The organism is Microvirga sp. VF16 (genome assembly GCF_016864375.1).
In the GTDB taxonomy this organism is placed as follows: Bacteria; Pseudomonadota; Alphaproteobacteria; order Rhizobiales; family Beijerinckiaceae; genus Microvirga.
On sequence record NZ_CP069356.1, the window covers coordinates 685,858 to 711,565 of the forward strand.

The 25,708-nt window shown below is 60.2% G+C and carries 19 protein-coding genes and 2 pseudogenes; 14 read left to right on the top strand and 7 right to left on the bottom strand.

Annotated elements, in window-relative coordinates:
• The first annotated feature begins 13 nt into the window (after positions 1–13).
• The 5 genes and pseudogenes from JO965_RS35590 to JO965_RS49745 all read left to right on the top strand — a co-directional run bounded on the left by JO965_RS35590 (position 14) and on the right by JO965_RS49745 (position 3,056).
• On the top strand, positions 14–409 hold the full coding sequence (locus JO965_RS35590) for a transposase (RefSeq protein ID WP_203439341.1): 396 nt from the start codon (positions 14–16) through the stop codon (positions 407–409).
• Positions 406–762: an IS66 family insertion sequence element accessory protein TnpB gene (tnpB, locus tag JO965_RS35595; RefSeq protein ID WP_203439342.1), complete on the top strand. Its 357-nt coding sequence runs from the start codon at positions 406–408 to the stop codon at positions 760–762. Before JO965_RS35590 ends, tnpB begins: the two co-directional genes overlap by 4 nt.
• Positions 763–841: 79 nt before the next feature.
• Positions 842–2,362: an IS66 family transposase gene (locus tag JO965_RS35600; RefSeq protein WP_203439343.1), complete on the top strand. Its 1,521-nt coding sequence runs from the start codon at positions 842–844 to the stop codon at positions 2,360–2,362.
• A 203-nt stretch (positions 2,363–2,565) separates the two neighbouring features.
• Positions 2,566–2,745 (top strand): annotated as a pseudogene (locus JO965_RS49740) (transposase); the annotation flags it as partial.
• A gap of 41 nt (positions 2,746–2,786) precedes the next feature.
• Positions 2,787–3,056, top strand: a complete 270-nt coding sequence (locus JO965_RS49745; RefSeq protein ID WP_371826996.1) for a transposase — start codon at positions 2,787–2,789, stop codon at positions 3,054–3,056.
• A gap of 4 nt (positions 3,057–3,060) precedes the next feature.
• Here JO965_RS49745 and JO965_RS35610 read toward each other — a convergent pair whose 3' ends face one another.
• Complete coding sequence (locus JO965_RS35610) at positions 3,061–3,321, bottom strand: hypothetical protein (RefSeq protein ID WP_203446644.1); 261 nt, start codon at positions 3,319–3,321, stop codon at positions 3,061–3,063.
• A gap of 176 nt (positions 3,322–3,497) precedes the next feature.
• On the opposite strand from JO965_RS35610, the gene JO965_RS48470 reads away from it, so the two are divergent.
• The 5 genes from JO965_RS48470 (at position 3,498) to JO965_RS35635 (ending at position 10,110) form a co-directional block, all read left to right on the top strand.
• Entirely contained in the window at positions 3,498–3,728 is a 231-nt protein-coding gene (locus tag JO965_RS48470) for an isoprenylcysteine carboxylmethyltransferase family protein (protein ID WP_203446645.1), read from the top strand.
• 241 nt (positions 3,729–3,969) lie between these two features.
• Entirely contained in the window at positions 3,970–5,613 is a 1,644-nt protein-coding gene (locus JO965_RS35620; RefSeq protein ID WP_203446646.1) for a M10 family metallopeptidase C-terminal domain-containing protein, read from the top strand.
• Positions 5,614–6,361: 748 nt separating this feature from the next.
• Complete coding sequence (locus JO965_RS35625; RefSeq protein WP_203446647.1) at positions 6,362–7,606, top strand: polysaccharide biosynthesis/export family protein; 1,245 nt, start codon at positions 6,362–6,364, stop codon at positions 7,604–7,606.
• A 148-nt stretch (positions 7,607–7,754) separates the two neighbouring features.
• Positions 7,755–8,645 (top strand): ParB N-terminal domain-containing protein, encoded by an 891-nt coding sequence (locus JO965_RS35630; protein WP_203446648.1) that lies wholly within the window; start codon positions 7,755–7,757, stop codon positions 8,643–8,645.
• Between the two features lie 124 nt (positions 8,646–8,769).
• Positions 8,770–10,110, top strand: coding sequence for an O-antigen ligase family protein (locus JO965_RS35635; RefSeq protein WP_203445584.1), 1,341 nt, complete (start codon positions 8,770–8,772; stop codon positions 10,108–10,110).
• 37 nt (positions 10,111–10,147) lie between these two features.
• Here JO965_RS35635 and JO965_RS35640 read toward each other — a convergent pair whose 3' ends face one another.
• Together JO965_RS35640 and JO965_RS35645 are read right to left on the bottom strand one after the other, a co-directional pair.
• A complete protein-coding gene (locus tag JO965_RS35640) occupies positions 10,148–11,332 on the bottom strand; it encodes a glycosyltransferase family 4 protein (protein ID WP_203445585.1) in 1,185 nt (394 codons plus the stop codon).
• A 105-nt stretch (positions 11,333–11,437) separates the two neighbouring features.
• Positions 11,438–13,738: a Wzz/FepE/Etk N-terminal domain-containing protein gene (locus tag JO965_RS35645; RefSeq protein WP_203445586.1), complete on the bottom strand. Its 2,301-nt coding sequence runs from the start codon at positions 13,736–13,738 to the stop codon at positions 11,438–11,440.
• A gap of 1,303 nt (positions 13,739–15,041) precedes the next feature.
• Here JO965_RS35645 and JO965_RS35650 point away from each other — a divergent pair.
• The 3 genes and pseudogenes from JO965_RS35650 to JO965_RS35660 all read left to right on the top strand — a co-directional run.
• Positions 15,042–15,734, top strand: a pseudogene (locus JO965_RS35650) (exopolysaccharide biosynthesis polyprenyl glycosylphosphotransferase); the annotation flags it as partial.
• Positions 15,735–15,788: 54 nt separating this feature from the next.
• Entirely contained in the window at positions 15,789–17,048 is a 1,260-nt protein-coding gene (locus tag JO965_RS35655; RefSeq protein WP_203445588.1) for a hypothetical protein, read from the top strand.
• Positions 17,049–17,068: 20 nt separating this feature from the next.
• Entirely contained in the window at positions 17,069–18,223 is a 1,155-nt protein-coding gene (locus tag JO965_RS35660) for a glycosyltransferase family 4 protein (protein ID WP_203445589.1), read from the top strand.
• Here the strand turns inward: JO965_RS35660 and JO965_RS35665 are convergent.
• From JO965_RS35665 to JO965_RS35680, 4 genes are all read right to left on the bottom strand, one after another.
• On the bottom strand, positions 18,204–19,343 hold the full coding sequence (locus JO965_RS35665) for a glycosyltransferase family 4 protein (protein WP_203445590.1): 1,140 nt from the start codon (positions 19,341–19,343) through the stop codon (positions 18,204–18,206). The two genes, JO965_RS35660 and JO965_RS35665, sit on opposite strands and share 20 nt — an antisense overlap.
• Before the next feature lie 91 nt (positions 19,344–19,434).
• Positions 19,435–20,580 (bottom strand): acyl-CoA dehydrogenase family protein, encoded by a 1,146-nt coding sequence (locus JO965_RS35670; protein ID WP_203445591.1) that lies wholly within the window; start codon positions 20,578–20,580, stop codon positions 19,435–19,437.
• A gap of 3 nt (positions 20,581–20,583) precedes the next feature.
• A complete protein-coding gene (locus JO965_RS35675; protein WP_203445592.1) occupies positions 20,584–22,134 on the bottom strand; it encodes an amino acid adenylation domain-containing protein in 1,551 nt (516 codons plus the stop codon).
• Positions 22,135–22,260: 126 nt separating this feature from the next.
• Positions 22,261–22,527, bottom strand: coding sequence for an acyl carrier protein (locus JO965_RS35680; RefSeq protein WP_246777092.1), 267 nt, complete (start codon positions 22,525–22,527; stop codon positions 22,261–22,263).
• Between the two features lie 525 nt (positions 22,528–23,052).
• On the opposite strand from JO965_RS35680, the gene JO965_RS35685 reads away from it, so the two are divergent.
• Positions 23,053–25,704 (top strand): hypothetical protein, encoded by a 2,652-nt coding sequence (locus tag JO965_RS35685; protein ID WP_203445593.1) that lies wholly within the window; start codon positions 23,053–23,055, stop codon positions 25,702–25,704.
• The last annotated feature ends 4 nt before the right edge of the window (positions 25,705–25,708 follow it).

Genomic DNA, 25,708 nt, shown 5'->3' on the forward strand with positions numbered 1-25,708 from the left:
TCGTTTTGTGTCGATGGTTGACCATATGCTTGAGCCGCCGCGGCTGGTGCGGCGCCTGGAAGTGATCACCGGAGTTGGCGGACGCCGACGCTGGTCAGCCGCTGAGAAGGCGCGGATCCTGGAGGAGGCGATGGCTCCCGGCGCGGTGGTGTCCGACGTGGCCCGCCGCAATGGCATGTCGCCCCAGCACCTGTTCACCTGGCGCCGGCAGGCCAAGCGAGAGGCCGACACTCATCCTCTGACCTTTACCCCAGTTGTGGTCAGCCCTGACACGCCGCAGCCCACGCCGGCCGCTGGCCGTGAGGCGATCATCGAGATTGTCGTGGAGGGTGTCGTCATCCGCGTCCCGCCCGGTGTCGATGGAGCGACACTGGCCCGCGTGCTGCACGCGCTCAAGAGCCTGCGATGATTGGGCCGAGCGGGACCGTCCGCGTTCTCGTGGCGACCAAGCCCGTTGACTTCCGCAAAGGGGCGGATGGCCTCGCTGCGCTCGTGCGCGACACCATGGGAGCGGATCCGTTCTCCGGGACTGTTTATGTCTTCCGGGCCAAACGCGCGGATCGCGTCAAGCTGGTGTTCTGGGACGGTACGGGCGTGGTTCTCGTGGCCAAAAGGTTGGAGGACGGCGAGTTCCGCTGGCCCAAGGTGCAAGATGGTGGCCTTCACCTGTCGGCCGCTCAACTCTCAGCGCTGCTCGAAGGTTTGGACTGGCGCCGCGTGCATGAGGCGCGCCAGATCACAGTGCCGTCGGCGGCGAGTTGATCACACCGTCAGTCCCACCCCGTAAGAGCAGTCGTCGCCCACCGCAAAGCATGATTCACTTCGTCCTGTGACCAGCGCGATGCCAGCTCTCCCGGATGATCCTGACCTGCTCAAAGCCATGCTCCTGGCCGAGCGGGCGCGGGCCGAGCGGCTGGAGCAGATCATCAAGGCGATGCAGCGTCACCGCTTCGGCCGCCGCGCCGAGAGCCTGCCCGAGGATCAGCTGCTGCTGGGCCTGGAAGAGGCCGAACAGACTGAGGCCGCTGAGGACGCCCAACACGAGCAAGCGGATCCGGCCGAGCGTAAAAGCCGCGCGGCCCAGCGGCGCCGGAACCGTGGATCCTTGCCGGCGCATCTGCCGCGCATCGAGACGATCATCGACATCGACGATCCGGCCTGTCCCTGCTGCCGCAACCTCCTGCACCGCATCGGCGAGGATGTCTCTGAACGCCTCGACATCGTGCCGGCGCAACTGCGCGTGCTGGTGATGCGCCGGCCCAAATACGCCTGCCGCCACTGCGAAGATGGAGTGGTGCAAGCCCTGGCTCCGGCCCGTGTGATCGAGGGCGGCCTGCCCACCGATGCGCTGGTCGCGCAGGTGCTGGTGTCGAAATACGCCGATCACCTCCCGCTCTACCGGCAGGCGCAGATCTATGCCCGGCAGGGCATCAGCTTGGATCGCTCGACCCTGGCCGACTGGGTCGGACGGGCCGCCTGGCACCTGCGGCCGGTGCATGAACGGCTGCTGGCGCAGCTGAAAGCCTCGTCGAAGCTGTTTGCCGATGAGACCACGGCGCCCGTGCTCGACCCTGGCCGCGGCCAGACCAAAACGGGTCAGCTGTTTGCCTATGCCCGGGATGATCGGCCCTGGGGCGGCACGGACCCGCCCGGAGTGGCCTACGTCTATGCGCCCGATCGCAAGGCAGCACGGCCGATCGAGCATCTGTCCGGTTTTGCCGGTGTGCTGCAGGTGGACGGCTACAGCGGCTACCGAGCCCTGGCGGGAGGCAATCAGGTCACCCTCGCATTCTGTTGGGCACATGTGCGGCGGCGCTTTTACGAGTTGGCTGCGGCCGGCGCGGCGCCGATCGCCAGCGAAGCCCTCACGCGCATCGCGGAGCTGTATCGGATTGAGAGCGACATCCGTGGCATGAGTGCGGCGGAGAGATGCCGGATTCGTCAGGCCAAGAGCCGTCCCATTCTGGAGGCTCTCGAGCCGTGGCTGCGCGCCAAGCTCGGTCTGATCAGCCAGAAGAGCAAGCTGGCCGAGGCGATCCGCTACGCGCTCTCGCGCTGGGACGGGCTGACGCGGTTTGTCGACGACGGGCGCATTGAGATCGACTCCAACGTGGTCGAGCGGGCGATCCGGCCCTTGGCATTGACGCGCAAGAACGCACTGTTTGCTGGCTCGGACCGCGGTGGCGGGCACTGGGCGATCATCGCCTCGCTAGTTGAGACCTGCAAACTGTGCGGAGTGGATCCGCAGGCCTATCTCGCCGACGTGTTGAGCCGCATCGCCACCGGTCATCTCAACACCCGCATCGATGATCTACTGCCGTGGGCCTATGCCACTACGCCAGACCTCAAGGCCGTGGCCTGAGAACAGCGCTTACACAATGGCGGCTGCTGCCGCATGAGTATCCACCGCGTGGTGCCGTCTTCTACCACTATGCTCAATGGCGCGAGGATGGCACCTGGGAGCACGTGACCCAGGTTCTGCGGGAGAGTTATCGCTGTAAGATCGGCCGCAATCCTCAGCCGACAGCGGCGATCATTGACAGCCAATCAGTTAAGACCACTGAAGTGGGCGGACCACGTGGGTATGATGGCGGTAAAAAGATCAAGGGCCGCAAGTGCCATCTTCTTGTGGATACGCAAGGAAATCTCCTGAAGAACAGCGTGCATCCAGCCGACATCCACGATCGCGCCGGAGCCGAAATCCTGTTATCGGACCTGCAGCATCTGTTCCCTGCCATCGAGCTGATGTGGGCTGACACGGCTTATCGCGGATTGAAGGATTGGCTGTGCAAAGCACTGGGCTGGAGGCTCTCGATCCCACAACACTGGTGGTCCGGCGGCGTCTGGACGCGGGTAGACGCGGAGCCGCCGACGCGCCGAGCAGCTTCCAGGTGCTCGCGCGCAGGTGGGTCGTTGAGCGAACACTGGCATGGCTTAATACCAACCGGCGGCTCGCCAAGGACTACGAACGCTTGGTCGAGACCGGCGAGATGCTGCTCTATCTCGCGATGAGCCGCATCCTGCTCCGGCGCCTCACGCGCAAAGGCGAAAGATAATTGCTCACCAGCTTCTGAGTTCCTGTTCCCTCCACTTGAACTCGCCACGCAGTTCATTGAGTTGGGCTAGGAGACGATCACACTTCGACAGGAGTTCATCGTCACTCAAGCCTGCCATTGCGGTGGAGGATATAATCCCACCGCCGGTGATCGAATGAATCTTCCGAATGGTTGAAGGTCCGATACCTGCGAGCATCAGCAGATCAGCATCAGGGATGTTTGCCACCTCAGATATGGAGGGGCAGCGGCCGCCGAATTTCTCCAAGATGCTTGCCTGAGCACGTGAACCTAGAAGCTCGGTTGGAAACAGATTATCGTTCGGCAATCCCACCCTAATTCACAAAGCACTAAACCACTGCTGTAGCCTTGGGTTTATGGATCGACAGGACCACTATCCTAATGTGCTGATGCTTATCCAAAAGGGAGCAAACCACACAGAGGATGGCTGACCGTTTCGCCCGCTTCGCGTTGCAGAGCCGTGGCACACCGGCGCCGATCTATCCCACCGCGACTCTGGTGGTCTCGGGCGCCTACCGCTACGTGCGCAATCCGATGTACCTCGCGGTCATCGCGCTGATCGCCAGCCACGGGCTGCTGATCGGCTGCCTGCCGCTGCTGATCTATGCACTCCGAAATTGCGCCAGAGCCGAATTGGCAGGGCGCCGTTTATAACTCGCGCCAAAAGAGCGCATCGCCCGGCGCGGCCCGAGCGGATCGAAGTAGCTTGACTTTAACGATCTTCTGATTCACTTCGCTCGTTGCCAGAACATTATAAGCATACGTCGGACATATTCCGCTCCGGCATCTGCGTTCTGTGCAATTTCATGACGATCATGCGGCTGTTCTTTGGAGGCCGCACGCTTTTTGCCGACCGAGGCAGGCCCTGCCGAGGTCGCACGGAAAGGTATTTGCTTTGACGACTTTGTATATTTCTCCAACCGGATCCGGCACCAAGGATGGTTCCTCCTGGGCCAATGCAGGCACGATCCCCAATCTTTCAAGCTTCATCGCCAAGGCTGGCCCGAATGGAGAGGTTCTTCTACGCGCCGACCAGGGTGCCTATAAGGTGACCAGTCAGACAACCATCAGGGCGGGTGGCGAGACGGGAGCGCCCGTCACTGTCCGTGGGGTGGACGCGACCGGCAAGAGCATGAATGCGCAGTTCGTCGGCACGCGGGCGACCGACTGGTCGACGGGCAAACCCGAAGGAACGGAGGTCTTCCGTCTCCTGGCAGGCGCCAACCACCTCAAATTCCAGAACATGTCGTTCGAGAACATCGGCAATGGTGCTTTCCGGATCGGCGCCGACATCAAGGATCTCACCCTCGAGCACATGCAGGCGAACAATGTGAGACGCTTCCTCGAGGATACGATCTCGAGCGGCTACGCGAGCGCCAGTGTCGATGGGCTCACGGTGAGGGATGTGAATATCGACAAGTTCTCGCAGAATGCAATCAAGCTCAGATACGACAGCCGCAACATTCTCATCGAGAATGTCACCGGGCACGGTGACGTGAACACACCCGAGAAATACGTGCAAGGCATCGCACTGGATGATACGGCGCACAATGTCGTGTTCAGAAACGTCGCAATGCAGGGCAGCAACGCGCGTGGATTGAGCACCGAGTACTGGAACGGCGACGGCTTCACGACAGAATCCGGCAATTACAATATTCGGCTCGAGAACACGGTGGCGTCGGGCAACACGGATGCCGGCTATGATCTCAAATCCAGCGATACGGTTCTGGTCAACACGATCGCGGAGGGCAACAACCGCAATTACCGCTTCTGGAGCACGTCGATCACCATGGAAGGCGGGCAGAGCCGGGATCCTCACTATTTCGGCGGCAGTGCCTCGACCGATCATTTCTGGCTGGCCGACGGTGCTCATGCGAAAATCAGCGGTGGCTCCATCCTCGACCAGAATGCCAGCGTAACGGTGTTCGATCTGTGGAAGACCGGTGCGATCCTGGAGGTCACCGGCACGACGATCAACACAAGCGGGAAGATGTCAGGATTGGGATCCAACTCCCAGGTTCTCATGACCATGGCCACCGCGCCCGAGGAGGCTCCGTTCCCTTCCCCGCAGACGATCATGGGCACGGCGGGTCATGACGAGCTGAACGGCGCTGCGGGCAGCGATACGATTAATGGCCTGGCGGGCAACGATACGTTGTCCGGCGGGGCAGGAAGCGACAAGCTGATCGGCGGCGCCGGTCAGGACGTGCTCTCCGGCGGCAGCGGACAGGACACTTTCTGCTTCAACGCGACGAGCGAGTCGGGATCTTCGAAAACTGTCGACACGATCAAGGATTTCAAGCTCGGCGAGGACAAGATCGACTATTCGTTGATCGACGCGAGTACGAAGAGCGTGGGCAATCAGTCCTTTGTGTTCATCGGCGACGCTAGATTCAGCAAGGTGGCAGGCGAGTTGCGCGCCTTCAGCGTCAACGGCGTCACGGAAGTCCACGGTGATGTGAACGGAGACGGCCATGTCGACATCTGCGTCAAGCTGAGCGGCACCTTCCATCTGAGCGCCCAGTATTTCATCCTGTAGTGCATCGTGCGGACCCGAAGGACCGCGTCCAACGATGCGCCGCTTCAGGGATTGAGCACCGGACCCAAATGTGGTCCACATTTGGGTCCGGTGCTCTCGTCGAGGTCGAAGACGACAACAATCCGCCGGCGCTACAAAGGGACCGCGGATATTTTTGATGATCCCACTTTGGTGGAATCACCTCTCTTTCTAGGGTTGCCGCATGTTTTGCGGCGAACCGGATTCCTATCGCCGAGCACTGCTTCGGCCGCCAGTCGTCGGGCCCGGCTTTCGGCGCGACGCATCGGTCAGTGCGGCAAGAACGAGGTAATTCTTCCGATGTATCTACTGCCCGTTGGGCAGGTCCTCAACGTGTGACATTGATCTGCGACAGGATCTGCCAAGCTGCCACGTCACAAGGGATCAGTCGTCCCAAGATGTTCTCCCGGGATTGACAATCGATGGTATAGGGTGTCATCTGGCCGCAAGTGGTTCGGCCCGGATTTGCTTTCGACTACATTACTTATTTGTAATTCAGTACGTTGTGCCACGAGAGGCCGGACTTCATTGACTCGCAACTAGGTTTGGATAACCAAGACGTACTTATCTCGGGCGCAGCCCGTGAATGGCATGTACCCATAGCCCTGCGTAGCGTGAATCATATCGGGAAGTGGCAGGACGGAGATGTGCTCTCGTTTTTGATCAAGCAAAGGCCGAAGGCATGCGCTTCAAAATCTCAACATCCTGCAGTTTGCTCTGCGCGGTTGGGATGATCGCCCTCCCGATCCGCGCGACGGCTGACGATTATCGTCTCGGCCCACAGGACAAATTACGCATCAAGGTTGTTGAATGGCGGGCCGGAAGCGCCGAATACTTCGACTGGGCGGTCTTCGCCAACGAATATTCCATCAGCGCCTCCGGGACCGTCTCCTTGCCGCTCATCGGGAGTCTGCCCGCAACCGGAAGGACGACGGAGGAGTTCGCAACGTCCGTTGCCGAGACATTGCAGAAACGGGCCGGACTTTCACGCCGACCGGAGGCCAGTGTCGAGATCGTCCAATACAGGCCGATCTACGTCGTCGGGACCGTGCAGCACTCGGGCGAATATCCGTATCGGCCCGGTCTGACCGTCCTGCAGGCGGTCGGCCTGGCCGGGGGCATTTTCCAGCAGGCGGGAACGGAGTCCGGCCGCCTGGAGAAAGACCGGATAACGGCACAGGGAGTCCACGAAATTGCGCGCCTTGAGGCCCGTCGACTGCTGGTGCGCCGCGCGCGGCTCGCGGCCGAGCTTGACGAGTCCATGCAGATCGCGACACCCGACGAACTGCGCAACGATGCCGATGTCGCGCGGCTGATCGCGGATGAAACGGCCGTCATGAACGCCCGCAGCGATGCGTTGAAGTCGCAGCTCCTGGCCCATTCCGAGATCAGAAGCCTGTTCTCCCGGGAGGTGGAGGCGCTCGAGCAGAAGATCGAGGTCCAGAACAGGCAAGTTGCCCTTGCGCGCCGTGAACAGCAAACCGTCAGCGCCTTGGTCGCCAAGGGCCTGGCAGTCACCTCCCGCGAATTCGTTCTCGAACGCACGTTGGCAGACCTTGAGAGCAAGCTGCTCGACTACACGACTGCTGTCCTCCGCGCCCGACAGGAGATCAGCAAGGCGGAACGCACCGCGGACGACTTGAAGGCCGAGCGGAAGGCCACGATCGTCGCTGAGAAGCAGGACACCGAGGCGCAGATCGATCAATCCAAGGCACGTCTCGCGACCGCCTTGAGCCTTATCAACGAGGCGACGGTCGCCACGCCACAGCTTCTCCTCGACAAACTGCCCACAAAGCCGACGTCGGTGTTCTCGGTCATTCGCCGGGTTGGCAGCAGCACCGTCAAATCCGTCGTCGACGATACAGCGACGATCGAGCCAGGGGATGTCGTGCAGGTCGACCAAGCCATCGGGGAGAGCACTTCATCCGGGCAATCCAGCATGAGCGCTGCCAGCGAAGAACCCGTCACACGATAATAATGAGCGCCCAACAGAGAGGCAAACCATCGGAGGAGGCCCAACGAACAGTCCTGCGGAGCGAGATAGGCAATGCCGTGGGAAGGTTCGCAAGAAGAGTTCGAAGGAGAACCATTACGCCAAGGTCGACATCTAGAGGAACAGCGGCATGAGATCGATCTCAACGGAAGGGCTCGAAAAGCCGGCCAATGTCAATGCCGGCGCGGTTCCAATGCTGCAATGGCTGCGCATTGAAGATCTGCTGGTTGATCCAGCCTATCAAAGGCCGATTGTCGGCCAGGGCCGACGCAATGTCATGCGAATTGCGAAAGCCTTCTCCTGGTCCTGCTTCTCCCCGGTTGTCGTCTCGCCTGTCGAGGGGGGAAAATTCGTCATCATCGATGGACAGCATCGGACCACAGCGGCGGCGCTCATCGGATTCGACAGCGTTCCGTGCCAGGTGGTCATTGCGTCGCGCGAGCAGCAAGCCGCTGCCTTCAAGGCCATCAACGGAATTACCGTGCCGATTTCGCCGATGGCCCTGCATGCTGCCGCGGTCGTGGCATGCGAGCCTTGGGCCATCGACACCGCCGATATCTGCCTCAGGGCCGAGGTCGAGCTCCTTCGGTATCCGCTCCCTGTCGAGCGTCAGCATCCCGGGCAGACGATGGCGGTCGGCGCGATCACGCAATGCCTGAAGCGCTTCGGTCCGGACACGTTGATTACGGCCCTTCAATGCGTCACCCAAACGGCGAACAACAAGCCTGGGGCCCTCACATCCCGGATGATCCGTGCCCTGTGCGAGGTTCTCCACAGCAACGACCATTGGAGAGATAGCGGGCTTGCCTTGTTGGAGGCCTTCGACACGATCGAGCTTGCTGCGATCCAAACGAGGGCGGCGATGTATGCCGGAACGATGCGTATCAGCCAAGTCGAGAGCATCCGAGACCAGATTCGCGCGGAACTGAACCAGCTGCTCCCCACGCCGAGGGCGGAAATCTCTGCGCATTCGCCGTCCAGGAGCATCCGAGACATGAGCGCGCTGTCCGAGAGACACTGAAGGCGCCGCTGGACCACTGGAACGAGGGCGATTGCCAGCGCGTCGTGCGGACCCGGAGGTCCGCGTCGGCGAGAGGTGGACACGCTTTCGGGAGCGATACGCAACTCACCGGAGGTCGATGAGAATGGAATTGAGTAGTGTCCCGACATTCTCTCCCTATGTTGTCGGGGGCGTCTATCTGGCCCTGTTCCCATTGACCCTAATCGCCCTGCTCCGCAACAAGGACGCCCCGACACGCTTTCTGGTTCTCGCTCTATGGCTGCGGTACCTCCTGTCCGCGTTCCATCAATACACATATCCGCCTATCGCCGGTGGACTGTCGCTCAATGCACTGGGCTCGATCGCGCTCACGGCAATCGGCTTCCTGGTCATCGAGCGACGCCTATTGCTGCTGAAAGCCTTCGGGGGCGTCTATCTGGTGATCGTCGCCACGGTAGTCAGCGCGAGCATCAACGATCCTGCCCAAGTCGTCGGCAGCCTGACAAAATGGGGATACTTTATTGTTCTGACGGCGGCCGCCTTCGAGTCTCTCGGTCGGCATGGGCCCGGCGCCGTGTTTCGCACCTTGATCGTTGCCTTCCTGCCACCTCTCGCGCTCCAGGCCTTGTCCGTGGTCGTGGGCTTGGGGAAATTCAGCGTGTCCGATAACTCGATATGCTATATCGGCGGATACAACCACGAGGCGGCATTCTCGATTATCATGCTGACCTTCCTCTATTGCTCATGCTTCCTTGAGCCCGACCGGCCGATCCTCACCGCGATGTGCATCCCTATCGCCCTCGTGGCGCTTCTTCTGGCCAATTACAGAACCTCTCTTCTCGCCGCGGTCCCGATCGTCATCGCGACTCCGCTCATTGGCGCGGTTCGACGCGTTTCCCCGTCCGATCGCCCATTCGTCCTCGTCGTGTTCGGTCTTGCAGGAGCCATGCTCTTCTATGTCGCAGCCATTGCCCTGCAGGAGCGCTTCAACGACCTGTTCGTCACACTGGCCAACATCTCCAATCTCGTGAAGCCGCCGGAGTATTATACCGCGTCCGATGAAGAATTGCTGTCGGCCCGTGCCCTCATCTGGAGCCGGTACGTCACCGCATATCTCGATGGCTCGATTCTCAACCTCGCCTTAGGCTTCGGTCCCGATTCCTGGGAAGACGTCTTTACAGGATACGCTCATAACACGTTTATATCGTCGCTCTATGAGATCGGAGCCGTCGGCCTTGCCAGCATGATCGTCCTGTTCGTGTCGAACTTCAGGTTTGCCTTCGGCAGCGTACCCGAGCATCGCCTTCTCGTCGTCAGCGCGCACGTGGGATTTCTCATTCTCAACTTGGCAACGATGCCGCTCTGGCTGATCGAAGGGAATATCCTGCTCGCACTCACGCTGGCCTATACGCTGTACGTTCAGATGCCCCGGCGCATCCGGGTCTCGGGCATGCCTCCGGGTATGGCTATTCCTCGTGTTGAATAGGGCGCGATTGGAGCATCGAAGCCGGCAAAGATGGCTCTCAGATCCTCGCCTCCCGAGTATCTTCCACCGCTTCGCGCAGTAGCGGGCGAACGCGATCGTAGATCTTCATGATCTGAAGCGCGTGCGTGCTTGCCGAGACGTCCTGGGCGACCCGGTCGCGCTCATTGCTGCTAAGAGCGACACTCTCAGGCGCGCGCAAGATGTCGAGTACGACCTGGGCGAATTCGTCCGCAGTGGCAGTCGCCGGGACCAGGCGGCCTCCGCGCCAAGCGTTCCATATCTCCCGGTAGCCTGCGTCGTCGGTCGCAACATATGGCGTTCCAACAATTGCGGCCTCAACGAGCGTGCGGCCGAAGGGCTCCCGAACGGATGTCGCGATCAGAAGGTCGAGAGCCGCGATGTTCCGTTCCCCTGGCAGATGGAAGCCCGCGAATGTCACCTGCTCGGCTATCTCGAGGTCCTGCGCCATACGGATGAGGTCGTGTTCGGTCCAGTCGCCGCCACGCCCAAAGACCACGAAGTGGCAGTCGGACCGGGCCTGCAGCAATCTCGAGCAGGTCTGCAGGAACAGGTCCGGGCGCTTCCAGAACCAGAAATTGCCCACGAAGCCGACCAGGAGCCGATCCGTCGGACAGCCTTGCTCGGCGGCAAACCGGCGCGCATCGGCCCGCTGCGCGCTCTTGGGGTCGATATGGACCGGGTTGAGGACAAGCGTGCTCTTGGCCGGTCGGACGAATGAGACATTGTCCCGACATGACGCCGAGATGCAGATGACTTCATGGGCGAGGCCGATGAGAAAGCGTTTCGGAAGGGTCATTCGATTGAGCGAGCGGTGATGATACACGACGGGCTTCCCGGCAAGCCGGGCGACCGGCCCCCAGGATTGCATTGTCCGCAGGTCGTTGAAATGAACCACGCTGTCAACCGGAAGCGCTTTTGCAATTTGCAGGCGGGCGAACAGCCGGGAGACGTCATATATCGGATGATGACGGGATGTCGGCGCTTCGCCCGTCGGGATGACGCAAAGCCCGCTCTCGATCGCGTGCCGGGCGATCAATGTGTCAGCAGAACAGAGGACGCAGCATTGAACTCCGTGCTCCTCCTGCAGCGCCCGCGCAAGGGTAAAGGTGGAAACGTGGCTTCCCCCCATGTCGCCACTCACGAAGGGGAACACCACTGCCCTCACGCTTCGTTGCCTCGATTGGGTGATCGACGTTGGCATGGATGATCCTTGACAAGCATACGTCCCGGAGGGGGCTGACTATGGGCCGTGAGGCGTCATGGCTGCGGTATTCATGCACAGGCCCGGCGCATCGTCGTAATCGTTTCACTCCGGCAAGGTTCTGGCGCCAGCGTGACTGGGTTCCTGGTATTGCCGGATCCGCGCCATGTCTACGCCGTTTAGGATTGCACCAACGCATTGAAGTCTTACACCTTCGTCGGCGCCCAAGACCTCGCGTATGAGTTCCCTCGAGGTCTCGCCCCATTTCACGATGAAGAGCACGCAATCGACCTTTCTTGCGAAAATCCTCGCCTCGCTCGCAGCACTCAGGGGCGGAAGATCGACGACGACATACTTGAAGTGAGCCGCTGCATCTCGGAGAACATGATCGAGCTGATCGCCGGCCAGAAGGTGGCTTGGATGCGGCAGGTCCGGACGTTTAATTATGGGAAGCGTCGCGACCCGACGGATAGGGCCGCACTGCAAGGCGTCTTTCCAGGAACACGCACCTGCGAGGACGTCCAGAAGCCCGACCGCGGCATCGGGAGCGAAAATCGTGCTCAGATGAGGATTCCTGGTATCGCCGTCGATCAGCAAGGTCGGTCCTTCTCCCCGCCCGAGAAGTGTCGCGAGATTGGCCGCAATCAGCGACCTGCCCTCTTGCGGGGCGACAGACAGGATCCCGATGACCTTCGAGCCCTCCGGCCCCCTCCCGGCAACCGAGAGCGACACTGATCTGAGAGTCTCGGCAAATCTCGACTCGGGGAAGAGATCGACGAACCTGGCAAGGGCATATGATATCTCCCTTGGACCCTTCGAGGATCTGCCGATCGGAAACCCGAACCTGCGCCGTTTCCCGATATGGGGGATGGAAATGGCCGGCAGCAATCCAAGGCACCGCAATCCGAGCTCCTCGCGGACGTCCTTGCCGGTTCGGACCGACCCGTCGCGATACTCACGCACGGTCCCCCACGCTCCCCCGGCGAGCGCCCCGACAAGTGCCGAAAGGACGATGCTGATGATAGGCTTCGGCTGACTGGGTTGCAGCGGAGGGGCCGCCGAGGTAACAACCCGCGCGTCGCTTAACGGGAACGATTGCTGCTGGATCGTTTGCTGATAGCGCTGTGAGAAAGTGTCGTAGAGGGCTTTATAGGTGTCGGCGGAACGCTCAAGCTCGCGCAGCTGGACAAGCTTGGCGTTTGCGTCGGCGGCAACGGCAATCAAGTTGTTCACATTGCGGTCGAGTTCCTCCAGCCGGGCCTTCGCAACCTCGAAGTCGCTCTCGTAGCTCTGCGCGACGGAGCTCAGCTCGGAGAGAATCTGGTGCTGGATCTCCGCCTTCTCGGTTCGATATTGCACGGCTCGCTCATGATCCGGCCCAAAGCGCGCACTGATCTCCGCCTCGCGCCTCCCGGCCTCGATATACCGCGTTTGCAGATCGTTGATGACATTGTCCTTGAGGCCCTCGCCTACCAATGCCTCGACCTGGTTCGTTCTCAAGACATAGCGAATTCTGTCTAACCGGGCGCCCGTGCGGGCCACCTCCCCACGGGCGGCGGCGAGTTGGCCGTTGAGTTCGGAAAGTTGCAGGTCCGTAACGAGCTGCCCTCCGACGGCAATCAGGTTGTTGCTGGCGCGGAACTGCTGAACGGCGAGATCTGAATCGACGGCCTGTTGCCGAAGCTCTTCGAGCCGCGCGAGAAGCCAAGCGTTGGCTCGCCGAGTGGAGTCGTATTTCCCTTCGAGCTGGTCAGTGAGGTAGGCCTCGACATAGGTGTTGACGATGCGAGCCGATTGATCCGCATTCGCGCCGGTGTAGCTGATCGAGATGAGGTAGGTCTTGCCGACCCGTGTGATTGTCGTCCGGCGCAGGAGGCGGTAGGCAGCCGTCCATCGTGCGGCTTCCCGTGCCCGCGCTTCATCGGGAGTGGACGCAGGCATGTCCTGTATGAGGCTGATGAGAGCGCGAACGGTCCGGTCGACCGATCGGCTAAACCAAGTGAGAATCCAGCCGTCATCGATCCAAAACACCTGATCGTCGGTGAGATTCAGTCCGTCAACCACCGCAAGTGCAATCTTCTCGGATTTCAGGACCTCGACTTGGCTATCGACAACGGTAGAAGAATCCACCGAGCCGATTTCCGTCACCGCCGAGACGTCCTGAACGGCGCGAACCTGCCGGCGATCGATCATGATGCTGGTGGTCGCCGTGAACAGGGGCACTGACGTGGTCACAAACAATATCCCGGCCAGCGCGCCAAGGAATGCGAATAAAAGGATTATTTTCAACTGTCGTCTGACAGCCGCAAGGATGAACCTCACGTCGAAGTAATCGCCCTGATCTCTCCCGTGAGAAGATGCGAAGTTCGGCTCTTCGAGAGTATTTCGCGCGAATAGCTGCAGCATGTGGTTCCTCGCAATTCGTTCCGGCGCTGATGCATTACAGCTCCCGTTGTTCCCGATCGATGCGGGATCCGGAAGGCCCTGCCTCCTTCATAGCCACGGTACAGGGCTCTCCTGTTCGTTGACGCTCTGTCTGCTCTGCAATGTCACTGCCGATGCACGTTTTTCAAGATGCCCTTATGCCAATCTATGGCGGCGACCGGATATCGCCAGTCGTTCGAGCCTCGGTCGGCTCTCTCCCAAGAACATCGGCCGTGATAGGCGCGACCGCTCTTCCCATCCGACGCTCAAGCTTGGCCCGGATAGGTTTAAACTAGCTGCCATTGCGGCTCGCGGTGCGACTCTTGACGGTATCGATGCAGAGGTATCACCGGTGTGCCGAACCCACTTGTCCAAATGCCCATACCCTGTCCAAGTGCCCATACCCTGCCTGGAACGCCGTCGGCAGGCCCAGGGACAGCGATTGGGTATCCGAGGCGCTTCCTGTCCTGCAGACGAGAGGGCTCGCGTCAAGCCGATGGGCGATCTGCCATAGGTGTAAAGCTCGCGTTCTCGGCCGGAGCATGGTTTGGTGCGAAGCATCCGTGCAGTGCGATAGCCTAGAACATTCCCGGAGACGCCGATTCTGCTCGCAGTCAAACCATGTGGCAGGCCCAAGACGAGATCTGATCCCATGATATCGAAATAGCTCAAGCGCATCGTGCGGATCCGCTTATTCGCTGACGCGACCTTTCGGGTCGCGTCGAACGATGCTCCAGGGCATTTTTGGCGAAGTGAATCAGTTTCGTCGTCACAAAATGCGGCAAAGCAAAGAGAAGAAAAGAGGAGAGATAATTCCACCTCAATGGAAGCAGCTCTAGTGCATCGTGCGGACCCGAAGGGCCGCGACAGCGAAAAGTGGACCCGGTTTTCCGCGCCGAACGATGCGCCAGCCCAAACACGGAGCATCGGAATTGATCCCAAAAGTGGGTCCACTTTTCACGTCCGATTCTCTAGCGTCGCCGCTTGAAGATGCTTCTCCCCATTCGTCCGTTGCGGATCCGAAGTAATGCCGGCACTCCCTCGCGCCAGATTCGGCCCTGGAGGGCTAATTTAGCCCAGGGTGCGCATTGCCGTCGGCCGAGGCCCAGCCGTTGTTCTTGGCGAGCGGCGCGTTATAAACACCGCCGACAACTTTGACTTTGTCGAGTAACGCACATTCCAATGCTTAGGTAGGCTGAACAATTTGACGTAACGGCGCGTTCGTTAGGCACGCTACGTGCAGCGTTAGTGATGATTCCGTTGCGCGTCGGTTCGCTACTTCTCCGCACCACGAACTCGCACATTGGTGACGGTAGGACCGTCCATCGCCATGCTTACATCGAGGCCGACAGTCCCATACGAGTTCAACCGGATACTGCGCTCGCAAGGTGAGGAGGTGCGCAGACGCGCGTTCGACCTCATCATTGCGGTCGTGGCACTTATCATTACTCTGCCGGTTCTTCTCGCCATTGCAGTCGCGATACGCATCGACTCGCCCGGCCCCATACTGTTTCGTCAGACCCGAGGAGGGATCAACGGCCGTCCGTTTCGGATGTACAAGTTCCGCACGATGACAGTCACCGAGGATGATGGAGCGATCACTCAGGCAACCCGCGGCGATCCGCGCATTACGCAGGTGGGACGCCGCCTCCGGCAAACGAGCCTCGACGAGCTTCCCCAGTTGCTCAATGTCATTCGAGGCGAGATGTCACTCGTCGGACCTCGTCCGCATGCGCTTCAGCACGATATCGAGTTCGGCAAGTTCGTCAACGGCTACGCGCTGAGAAGCCAGGTGAAGCCGGGCATCACGGGATGGGCGCAGATCCATGGTCTTCGCGGCGGAATATCGACGGTTGAGGCCATCCAACGACGTGTCGATTTCGACAACGACTACATCGCGCACCGTAATCTGCGCCTCGATGTCCTGATCCTCGTTCGGACAATCCGTGAAGTGCTCCGTCAAACGAACGCGTACTAGATCGGTGCCATTCGCATCGGTCCCGATGTCGAAACGCATCTATGGGAGACCCGCATGCCGTTCTCATCGCTCAGATCGACGTCAGCGCATGGTGCGAAATGGCGGCCCGGGCTTTTCGTCAGGCTGGCACTTCTTGCGGTCTGTGGCAGCCAGTGCCTGGCACTGGGCCAAGAGGCACGAACCCTGCATATTGCACCGGTACCGGCGGGATCGGAGGACGGCTCCGACTGGGCGAATGCCGGATCGCTCAATCGACTTCCCGCATTCATCGCCAAACTTGGGCCCGGCGGCTCGATTCTGCTCAGGGCGGATGCCGGCCCCTACCGGGTCGATCGGCAGATCTCCATCCGGAACGGCGGCAGCGACGGGACGCAGATCACGATCCGTGGCGTTGACGGGAACGGGAATCCCGCGAATGCCGAGATTCTTGGGTCACGTGCGGATCCCTGGCAACAGGGCGCGCATCCCGGACCGGAGGTCTTTCGCCTTCAAACGGGGGCCGACTATCTCGTCTTCAAGAATATTTCCTTTCGCAACACGGGTGACGGCGGCTTCCGGGTGGCAGGCAGCATTCGCGGTCTGCACATCGAAGACGTCTCTGCCCGGAATGTCCGCCGCTTCTTTGAGGTTAATCCCAGCGGCGCGGAACAAGGCGCGCGCGTCGACGATCTGACGATCCGGCGCGTGGCGGTTCGGGGCTATTCTAAGGGAGCCTTTCGTATTCGCGGCGATTCAAGCAATGTCACCATGGAAGACGTTCTCGGCGACAGTGAGCGTCAGGATGGCGACAATTTCGCGATCGGCGTCGCCCTGGAGGACACGGTCCACGACGTCGTTCTGCGGCGCGTGACGATGATGAACAGTCACGATAGCACGAACGAGTACTGGAACGGCGACGGATTCACGACCGAACGCAAGGTCCGCAACATCATCTTCGAAGACACGGTGGCATCCGGGTCCACCGATGGCGGTTACGATCTCAAGTCATCCGCGACGACCCTGCGTCGTACCATTGCCGATGACAACAAGCGCAACTACCGCATCTGGGGCGAGGCCACGATCGTCGATTGTGTCAGCCGCGATCCGCACAAGCGCGGCGGAAGCGGCTTGCAGAACCACTTTTGGATTGCAAAAGGCGCAATGGCGGATGTCTCCGGATGCGTGATCGGGGATCCCGATGAGCAGACCACGGCCTTTGAGATTGAACCCGGAGGATCGCTCGTCGTCCAGAACTCGTCGATCAAGACGAATTCGAGTGGGAGGCTGTCGTTAGTCCGCGATGGCGGCCATCTCCAGATCACATCAGGTCAGTAGCAGCCAGGTCGAGGTCCGTCGTGAAGATCTGTGTTCTTGGTCTCAGAGGCATGCCCCATGTCAGCGGGGGCATTGAGATGCACTGCGAGCAACTCTTCCCGCGGCTGAAAAAGCGCCGGCCGGAGGATCAGTTCACTGTCATCGGGCGCAGGTCTTATTGCCCTAACAACGTCTCGGAATTCGACGGCGTGCGGATCGTTGCGCTTGCTCATGCAAGGGGCAAGTACCTCGAAACGATCTCGAACGCCCTGATCGGGCTCCTGTATGCCAGGTTCCGGCTTCACGCCGAAATCCTCCATATCCATGCGATCGGTCCGGCCTTGGTCGCTCCGTTGGCAAAGATGCTGGGTATGAAGGTGCTTGTGACCCATCACGGCGCCGACTACAACCGGGCGCGCTGGAACGTGCTCGCCAAGACGGTCCTGCGCGCGGGCGAGTTCTGCGCCGTCCATTTCGCCGATCATATCATTTCCGTGTCGCCATCCGCCGCGGATCACTTGAGGCGCCGCTATCGGTCGCGTTCGTCGCGCATCTCGTTCATCCCCAACGGATCAAATCACATGACAGGGGCCGATGCCGGTGACGGCGCGAACCAGTCGGTCCTGTTACGGTATGGGCTGAACCGCCGTAACTATATCATCACCGTCGGGCGTCTCGTGCCGGAAAAGGGGGTCGAGACTCTCATTCACGCATATCGCGGCGTTCCTCACCCATCGAACCTCGTCGTTGTCGGGGGCGCCTCGTCGGAGGATCGATATGCCGAATACCTGCACCGCGAGTCCGATGAACGGGTCATCTTCACCGGCGCCCTCGATCCGGTCGACATTCGCGTGCTTTTGGCAAACGCCGCGTTGTTCGTCCTTGCGTCCCGGCACGAGGGCCTGGCCATTGCCGCCTTGGAAGCCGCAGCGTCGGGGTGCCCGGCCCTCTTAAGCGACATTCAGGCCAATCTCGATCTTGGCCTGCCGACGACAAACTACTTCAGGACCGGCGACGAGGACGACCTTCGAAAAAAGCTGTCCGCACCGCATCAGGCGTATCTCGTCCCATCGACAAGCGTCTTACATAACTACGACTGGGACAGGATCAGCGATGAGACGAGCGCCGTGTATGAAGAATTGCGTCAAAGACCGGCGGAGGGCGCGTTGAACGGGCTCATCCCCTGGCTCCGCTGATATTGCGATACACATCCATGATTCTGGCTGCATGCGTTCGTGGCGAGAGTTCCTCAGCCACCTTGCGGCGCGCATCGAGGGACAGGATGACGTCCTTCGGCTCAGCGAGGACGCGCATGGCCGCATCCGCGAATTCGTCGACCGTGGCGTGAGGCTCGACCAGGATCCCGCCGGACCAGCGAGCCACGATTTCGGAATGACCGGCATCGTCGGTTGCAACGAAGGGAACGCCGAGAAGCAGGGCTTCAACGAGAGTCCGGCCGAACGGTTCGCCGAAGGCCGGGGCGAGCAAGATGTCGAGGGTCGCGATGTTCATCTCGGGCGGCGACCGGAAACCCGCCAGGATGAGCCTATTGGCGATCCCGAGGTCCGCCGCGCGGCTCTCCAGATCGCCGCTTTGGAAATTGCGTTCGCGGCCAAAGATGACGAACCGAGCGCGAGGCTCTCGCGCGGCGATGGCCGCACAGACATCGAGGAAGAAGTCCGGTCGCTTCCGAAACTGAAAGTTGCCGATGAATCCGATGAGAATCGGCTCCGCGTCTTCCGGCGCATGGGCGCGGAATTCCTCCTGCCAGCCCTTGGGAGGCTCGAGCATGGGATCCGGGAAAGGATTGAGAACGCACCTGACGTAGTTCGCGGGCAGAAATCCGAGATCGTGCCGGCAGGAGTCCGATATGGTGATGATGCCCTGTGATTGCCGCACGAGCGCCCGATCGAACCAGCGCATCCTCAAGAGCGCTCGATGGTGATATACGAGCGGCAATCCGAGCATCCGCCCCGCGATGCCCCATGATTGAAGGCTCCAGATGTCGTTACAGTGAACGATGGCGCCGGGCCCATAGGATTTCAACGTCCGGACGCGACGGGACAGCCTCGCGATGTCGGCGACAGGATCGCGGGCCTTCGCCGGGGCGTCCCCGGTGGAGTGTACGTCAAGGCCCATCTCGGCGGCTTGACGCGCGACATTCGAAGCCGGTGCTGCCAGAACGATACCTTTGATGCCGTGGTCCGCCGCCAGGGATCGCGCAAGGTGAAAGGCGGATATGTGACTTCCGCCCACGGTCGAACCGGTGAACGGAAACAGGATCGGCCCGAACGTTGCGTTGGTCTTGGACGTCATTGGCCCTCACAGGGTCCCTGCGTTGATCATGCTCCAGGTCAAACGGTCCGCTAAAACTCGGGGACCCATAGCGTTACCCGACACAACGGCTCTATAAACCCAGGAGAGAGGCGACGAGCACCCGCTGAATTTCCGATGTTCCCGAATATAGTCGACTGCCCAATGCATCGCGCAATTCACGCTCGACTTCCAATTCCACCATGTAGCCGTAGCCGCCGTGGATCTGGATGGCATCCTCCGCGCACCGTACCCAGTTCTCGCTGATCGTGAGCTTCGCCAGAGCCGCTTCGAGATAGACGTTTCGCCCCTTGGTTTGGAGCCAGGCCGTCCGATACAGCGCTGCCTGCGCTTGATCGACGCGCATCTTCATATCGACGATCTTGCTACCTACCAACTGGAACTTGCCGACGGACTGGCCGAATTGCTTCCGGTCTCTCGCGTAGCGGATCGACATGTCGAGCAGTCGCTGCATCGCTCCGACGGCATTGGAAAGAATGCAGGCTCGTTCCCAGTTCATAGAATGCGTGAAAAGGCTCCGGCCGCTTCCCTCCCGCCCAAGGCGGTTCCCTGCCGGGACCTCGCAATCGTCGAAGAACAGTTCGGCCATCGGCGATGTGCGAAGGCCCATTTTCTCGAGAGGACGTCCGACTTGAAAGCCAGGGTACTTTTTCTCGACGAGAAAGCCGCAGATGCCATTCGGTCCGGCAGACCGGTCTACGGTGGCGTACACAACGATAAGGTCCGCGACATTGCCGTTGGACACGAAGGTCTTGCTGCCATTCAGCACATACCGGTCGCCGCGCCGCTCCGCTGTCGTCCGGAGACTGTACGCGTCCGATCCCGAGCCGGGCTCCGTCATCGCGTTTCCACCGATCAGGGTACCGTTGCAGAGGTCGGGCAGGTATTTGCGCTTTTGCGACTCCGATCCGAAATCGAGCAACGGGATCTCGACCGTCCACATGTGGGCGTTGATCGAGAACACCAGGCCGTTGTCTCTGCACGCATATCCAAGGTTCTCGAGCACCCCCACCGTCGTCAGCGCATCGGCCCCCATCCCGCCGTAATCCGCCGGGACGGGAAGTCCTTGAATCCCGAACCTGGCGCATTTGAGCCAGCCTTCACGGTTGAACTCGCCGCGCTTGTCGCGCTCGCGCAGGCCCTCATTCAGCTCGTCGCGGGCAAAGCTTTTGACGGCCTCCCGCAGCTGCATCTGTTCATCGGACCAGGTGAAGTCCACGGATCAGCTCCCGCTCCAGCTTTTCAGGGTCTGGTAGTCGATCTTGTCTGTCGATGTCTTTGGAAGCGACGAATGGAAGCTGAACCGGTCCGGGATCATGTAGATCGGAATGTGCTCGGAGCAGAACGTCTTCATGTCGATCAGCGACAAGGGCTTCCCTTCCTTGGACACGATGTGGGCATGGACCCTCATGCCGACGCTCTCGTCCGCTAACGCGACAACGGCGGCTTCCCGAATGCCCGGATGGCGGTAGAGACATACCTCGATTTCGCCCAGCTCAACGCGGAACCCACGCTTCTTGATCATTCTGTCCTTTCGACCGAGGTAACGAAGGTTGCCGTCCGCATCCTCGCGAACGATATCGCCAGTCCGGTAATAGTTCTTGCCCCGCACCTCGACGAAGCACCGCTGTGACTGCTCGGGCAAATTCCAGTAACCTCTCGTAACCGCGGGCCCGCATATACACAGCTCACCCTCCGCCCCTTCGCTCGCCTCGGTTCCATCGGCCTGAATGAGGATGCCTTCAAGATGCGGGCAGACCTTCCCGATTGGAACCGGCTCCATCTGCTCGGCCGGAATGGGCGTCTGGACCTGGTAATACGTGCAGACATTCGTTTCGGTCGGGCCGTACAAATTGAAATACTGCGGATGCGGCCAACATGTTGTCAGCAGTTTCAGGTGATTGATAGGAAACACCTCGCCGGCGAACAGAACCAGTCTCAGCGCCGAGTAGTCGCGCGTGTCGAGCTGCCCAAACTGAGCCATAAGGCTCAAGATCGACGGAGCCGAGTACCAGACCGTGATCCTGTGATCTGCTATCAGCTGAGCGAGCTCGTAAGGCTGCTTTCCAACCTCCTCACCGATGATGAGCAAGGTTCCGCCATGCTTCACGGAACTGAAGACATCAAAGACCGACAGGTCGAAATGGAACGGAGCGTGGGATGAAAAACGATCCGATGGCGCGAGGACAAAGGTTCTCGCGCACCACTCAACGAAACTTACCGCGTTACCATGCGTGAGCTGGACGCCTTTCGGCTTGCCGGTGGAACCGGAGGTGTAAAGGATGAAAGCCAGATCGTCGGTCCCGGCCGCAGAAAGGGCGAATGACGTCCCTGTCCGAACATTGCGGGCGAGTGTGGCTCGCGCCGGACCGCCGTCTCTCGCCTCATCGACGACGACAATGGTGGGGTGCCACTCTTCCTCGTCGTGTGCTTCAAGCATCGGCTCGAAGCGTCTCTCAATCACGATGGCGGCCACCCGACAATCGGCAAGGATGTAGTTGTTGCGCGCGGCCGGTCCGGTCGGATCGAGCGGAACATACGCGGCACCGGCTTTCAGGATTGCGAACAGTGTCACGACGGCATCGATCGACTTGTGAAGCCAGAAGCCGACGCGATCGCCAGGCTGAATGCCAAGGCTGACCAATCGGTCACGCAGCCGATCGGACTGGGTATCGAGATCCTCATATGTCATGGAGCTGCCGTCGAGCTCCTGGATCGCGATCTTGTCAGGCCAGTGATGCGCGGCATTGAGAAGATATTGATGGAGATTCATCTGATAGATCCTCCGGCGCACGACCTAGAGCATTTTTCGGCGAGTGCATCCGGTTCGCCGTCAGAAGCCGTCAGAAAATGCGGCACAACAGAGAAGAGAACTGGGTCCACGAAATGGGAAACAGCTCTAGCGCACGAGCGAACGCTTCGAGTCGACGAGCTCGCAAATGGCCTGCAACGTGTTCAGGTGCTCCTCGTCGGCCTCATGGGCTTTGATCGGGATGTCGAATTCGCGCTCGAGGAATGCAACCAGCTTTAACATCGCCAAGGAATCAAGGATGCCTGTCGACACCAGGGGCGTGCTCGGCGTGAGCTGCCCTGGGTCCTCCCCCGGAAGGAATTCCTCAAGGATGTAGTCCTTGACGACGGACATAGTGGCGCTCTGATCTGTCATGAAAGCTGCTCCATCTGGCTCGCAGCGTCAACTGATCTGCACGATTCCCGATTCTAGGTAGCTCTCGTTCAAAAGCTAGTGGCCCTCCGGAATTGAGGAACGACCAGGATCATGCGGGCGGCTTACCTGCACTGCACCAGGATGCATTAAGACAGTCGATACGAGACGATATACGTACTGCCCCATGGAGCATCGGACCCTGAAGTGGATCTGCACTTTTGAGATCGATTCGATGCCCAATCCCTTAGGCGCACACGGGGCACTCGATCTGCCAAGATATCGTCGTCTAGCCGCCCAATGACTAATTTAGCACCCGGCCTGTACTGGACCTCCCGTCGCGGCGCGGTCAAAGATCGTCATGGCTAGCCCATTATGCGGCCCTTTGGGTCGCGCAGGGCGGAGCGCCGTTGAAGGGATCGGGCATCGGGTCGATCCCCAACCGGGGTCCACTTTTGGAATCGATGCTCTAACTGGCATCCACGAGGACCGGACGACCGGGAACGACCTATAACGGAGGCCACAGCGGTGGAGGCTCCTGTCACATCAGTGCGCTCGGCGCAGTCACGCGACGCCGATAACGTCCTCGTCGGGAGCCCGCCTTCCAGGGAGGCCAGCGCCGTCAAGGCCTACTGGGAGCAGGTGCGCCACGATCTGACATTCCGTCGCCTTCTAAGGCTGGGGACCATCGTCGTCGAACTCGCGCTCGTCGCAGTCGCGGTCAGGCTCCTCAATATTGAGAGCCCCGCTTTCGAATCCGTGCTCACGCTGGCTCTCGGCGGTTTTCTCATCCATCACTTTCTGCCCCTCCTCTGGCGAATTCCATTTTTCGCAGCTCTGTCGCTGGCCACCGTGCCGCTCGTCTTTGGTTGGCAGGCCGGCATGTGGCTGCTTGCCTTCGGGGGGCTGCTGATCGCGCTCTGCCACGTGCCGGTTGCATTTCGTGTCCGCGTTGCGCTTATCGTCGCCCTGGCGCTTGCGCTGGCTCTCGCACGCAAGCAAGTGCTTCCCGTATTCACCGCGATCCCACCGACGATCTGGCCGATCCTGGGATCGATGTTCATGTTTCGGTTGATCGTCTACCTTTATGACCTCAAGCACGAGGCCGCGCCTTTCAGCGCGAGCCGCGCCGTGGCTTACTTCTTCATGCTGCCGAGCGTCTGCATGCCGCTCTTCCCGGTCGTCGACTACAAGACGTTTCAGCGCAGCTTCTATAATGTAGATCCCTTGCGCCTGTATCAAACGGGCGTGAAGTGGATTCTTCGAGGACTGATCCACCTGACCCTGTACAAGGCCGTGTACTTCCTGGCCGTGGTCGAGCCGGGAAGCGTCGTGAATGGAACCGATGCGGCGAGGTATATGGTCTCGACGTTCCTACTGTATTTGAAGATTTCCGGCCTGTTTCACATCATCGTCGGGCTCCTTCATCTGTATGGGTTCGGCCTTGCAGAAACACATCACTTCTATCTGTTCTCGGCGAGCTTCACCGACTTTTGGCGCCGCATCAATATATACTGGAAGGACTTCATCCAGAAAATCGTCTTCAATCCCGCATACTTCCGGTTGCGCAAGAGAGGCGAGACATTCGCGGTCGCAGCCGCGACCCTGATCGCCTTTGCGGCGACATGGCTTCTCCACTCCTATCAGTGGTTCTGGATCAGAGGCGATTTCCCGATCGTGTGGGCCGACATCGTATTCTGGTTCGGATTGGGATTGGTCGTCCTGGTCAACGTGCTGCTGGAATCCCGAAAAGGGCGCCTGAGAACGCTGACCAAACCTGCGCGGACATTTCGGGATGATGCTGTGCTTGCGGCGAAGACGGCGGGCACGTTCGCGGCGATCTGCGTGCTCTGGACCATCTGGAGCACGCCCGATGTAGCCGAGCTCACGGTTCTCTGGCAGGGCATCCTCAACTCGGGTCCGGCAGATGTCCTGATCCTCCTCGGCATCCCGGTAGCCGTGGGCGTCCTGGGCGCCATATTCCGGAACAGAAAGCGCGAGACCCCCGGAACGGACACCGGTGGCGATGACAGAAGCTTCATGATTCAGGCTGGGGCCGTGACGCTGACAGCCGGTCTCCTCATCGTCGTGGCGCTGCATCCCTCTCTGCTCCAGCCGGTATCGCCGGCGCTCGCGAGTCTGATCACTGACCTGCGCGATCGCAACCAACTGAATGCGGCCGACGAAATGAAAATGGTGCGCGGATACTATGAGGATCTCGGCGATGCCGGCCGGTTCAATAATGAACTGGGCATGCTGTTCGGCGTGGCGCCTGCGGACTGGAAGGGATTGGGCCCGGAATTGGAAACAAATGACGCCATCGAGAGGCAGTTCGTTCCCTCAACGGCAACGGTCGCAGCCGGAACGATTCGTACGGTCAACAGCTTTGGGCTGCGCGACCGTGAATACCCGCGCGATCATGATTCTGGGACTTTCCGGATTGGTCTCGTCGGCGCGTCCCATGACATGGGCTGGGGAGTGAAAGATGACGAGACATACGAGAACCTCGTCGAGGATCGGCTGAACCGGGAGTTGGGACCGATAACCGGAAAGAAGTTCGAGATCATGAACTTTTCCTTCAGGGGATATGGCCCGACCCAGAAGCTCGCCGTGATCGAACATCGTATGTTCCCCTATCGTCCGGATGTCGTCTTGTACGTTGCGAACACGGCCGAGTTTCTGTGGATGTTCAAGTCGGCATCAAAGCTCGCGCGGAATGCTCTTCTCGATCAGTTTCCCTATGTCGGGGACGCAATCGAACGAGCGGGACTCAATCCTGCAATGCTTCCCAAGGATGACATCCTCACTCACAAATTGGCGCCCTTTGCAGAAGATGCTCTCACGGCTTTGCTCCGCAGCTTCCGCAAGGCTACGCTCGCGCGTGGTGCCCGTCCGGCACTTGTTCTGCTTGAAATCCCCAAGGATGGCCGGACCCGTAAACCGGAATTCGACCGCCTGGTGAGCATCGGGCGGGCGGCTGGACTTCCCGTTCTCGATCTTCAGGGATCATTTGCGAAAGTCCGAGACCGGAAATCGCTCTGGGTCGCATCGTGGGACAACCATAGCAATGCGGAGGGGCACCGTTTGCTCGCGGATCGTCTCTACACGCTTCTGGTTCTGCAGGAGCTGGTCCCTACGAAGCCTCCGGTGGATCGCTCCAGTGTCCAGGACGCGAGATAGATGG

Bases quoted from the DNA above. Each gene is read 5' to 3' on its own strand.
- JO965_RS35590 (WP_203439341.1), top strand. From the start codon at position 14: ATGGTTGACCATATGCTTGAGCCGCCGCGGCTGGTGCGGCGCCTGGAA.
- tnpB (WP_203439342.1), top strand. From the start codon at position 406: ATGATTGGGCCGAGCGGGACCGTCCGCGTTCTCGTGGCGACCAAGCCC.
- JO965_RS35600 (WP_203439343.1), top strand. From the start codon at position 842: ATGCCAGCTCTCCCGGATGATCCTGACCTGCTCAAAGCCATGCTCCTG.
- JO965_RS48470 (WP_203446645.1), top strand. From the start codon at position 3,498: ATGGCTGACCGTTTCGCCCGCTTCGCGTTGCAGAGCCGTGGCACACCG.
- JO965_RS35625 (WP_203446647.1), top strand. From the start codon at position 6,362: ATGATCGCCCTCCCGATCCGCGCGACGGCTGACGATTATCGTCTCGGC.
- JO965_RS35630 (WP_203446648.1), top strand. From the start codon at position 7,755: ATGAGATCGATCTCAACGGAAGGGCTCGAAAAGCCGGCCAATGTCAAT.
- JO965_RS35635 (WP_203445584.1), top strand. From the start codon at position 8,770: ATGGAATTGAGTAGTGTCCCGACATTCTCTCCCTATGTTGTCGGGGGC.
- JO965_RS35640 (WP_203445585.1), bottom strand. From the start codon at position 11,332: ATGCCAACGTCGATCACCCAATCGAGGCAACGAAGCGTGAGGGCAGTG.
- JO965_RS35645 (WP_203445586.1), bottom strand. From the start codon at position 13,738: ATGCTGCAGCTATTCGCGCGAAATACTCTCGAAGAGCCGAACTTCGCA.
- JO965_RS35655 (WP_203445588.1), top strand. From the start codon at position 15,789: ATGCCGTTCTCATCGCTCAGATCGACGTCAGCGCATGGTGCGAAATGG.
- JO965_RS35665 (WP_203445590.1), bottom strand. From the start codon at position 19,343: ATGACGTCCAAGACCAACGCAACGTTCGGGCCGATCCTGTTTCCGTTC.
- JO965_RS35675 (WP_203445592.1), bottom strand. From the start codon at position 22,134: ATGAATCTCCATCAATATCTTCTCAATGCCGCGCATCACTGGCCTGAC.
- JO965_RS35680 (WP_246777092.1), bottom strand. From the start codon at position 22,527: ATGACAGATCAGAGCGCCACTATGTCCGTCGTCAAGGACTACATCCTT.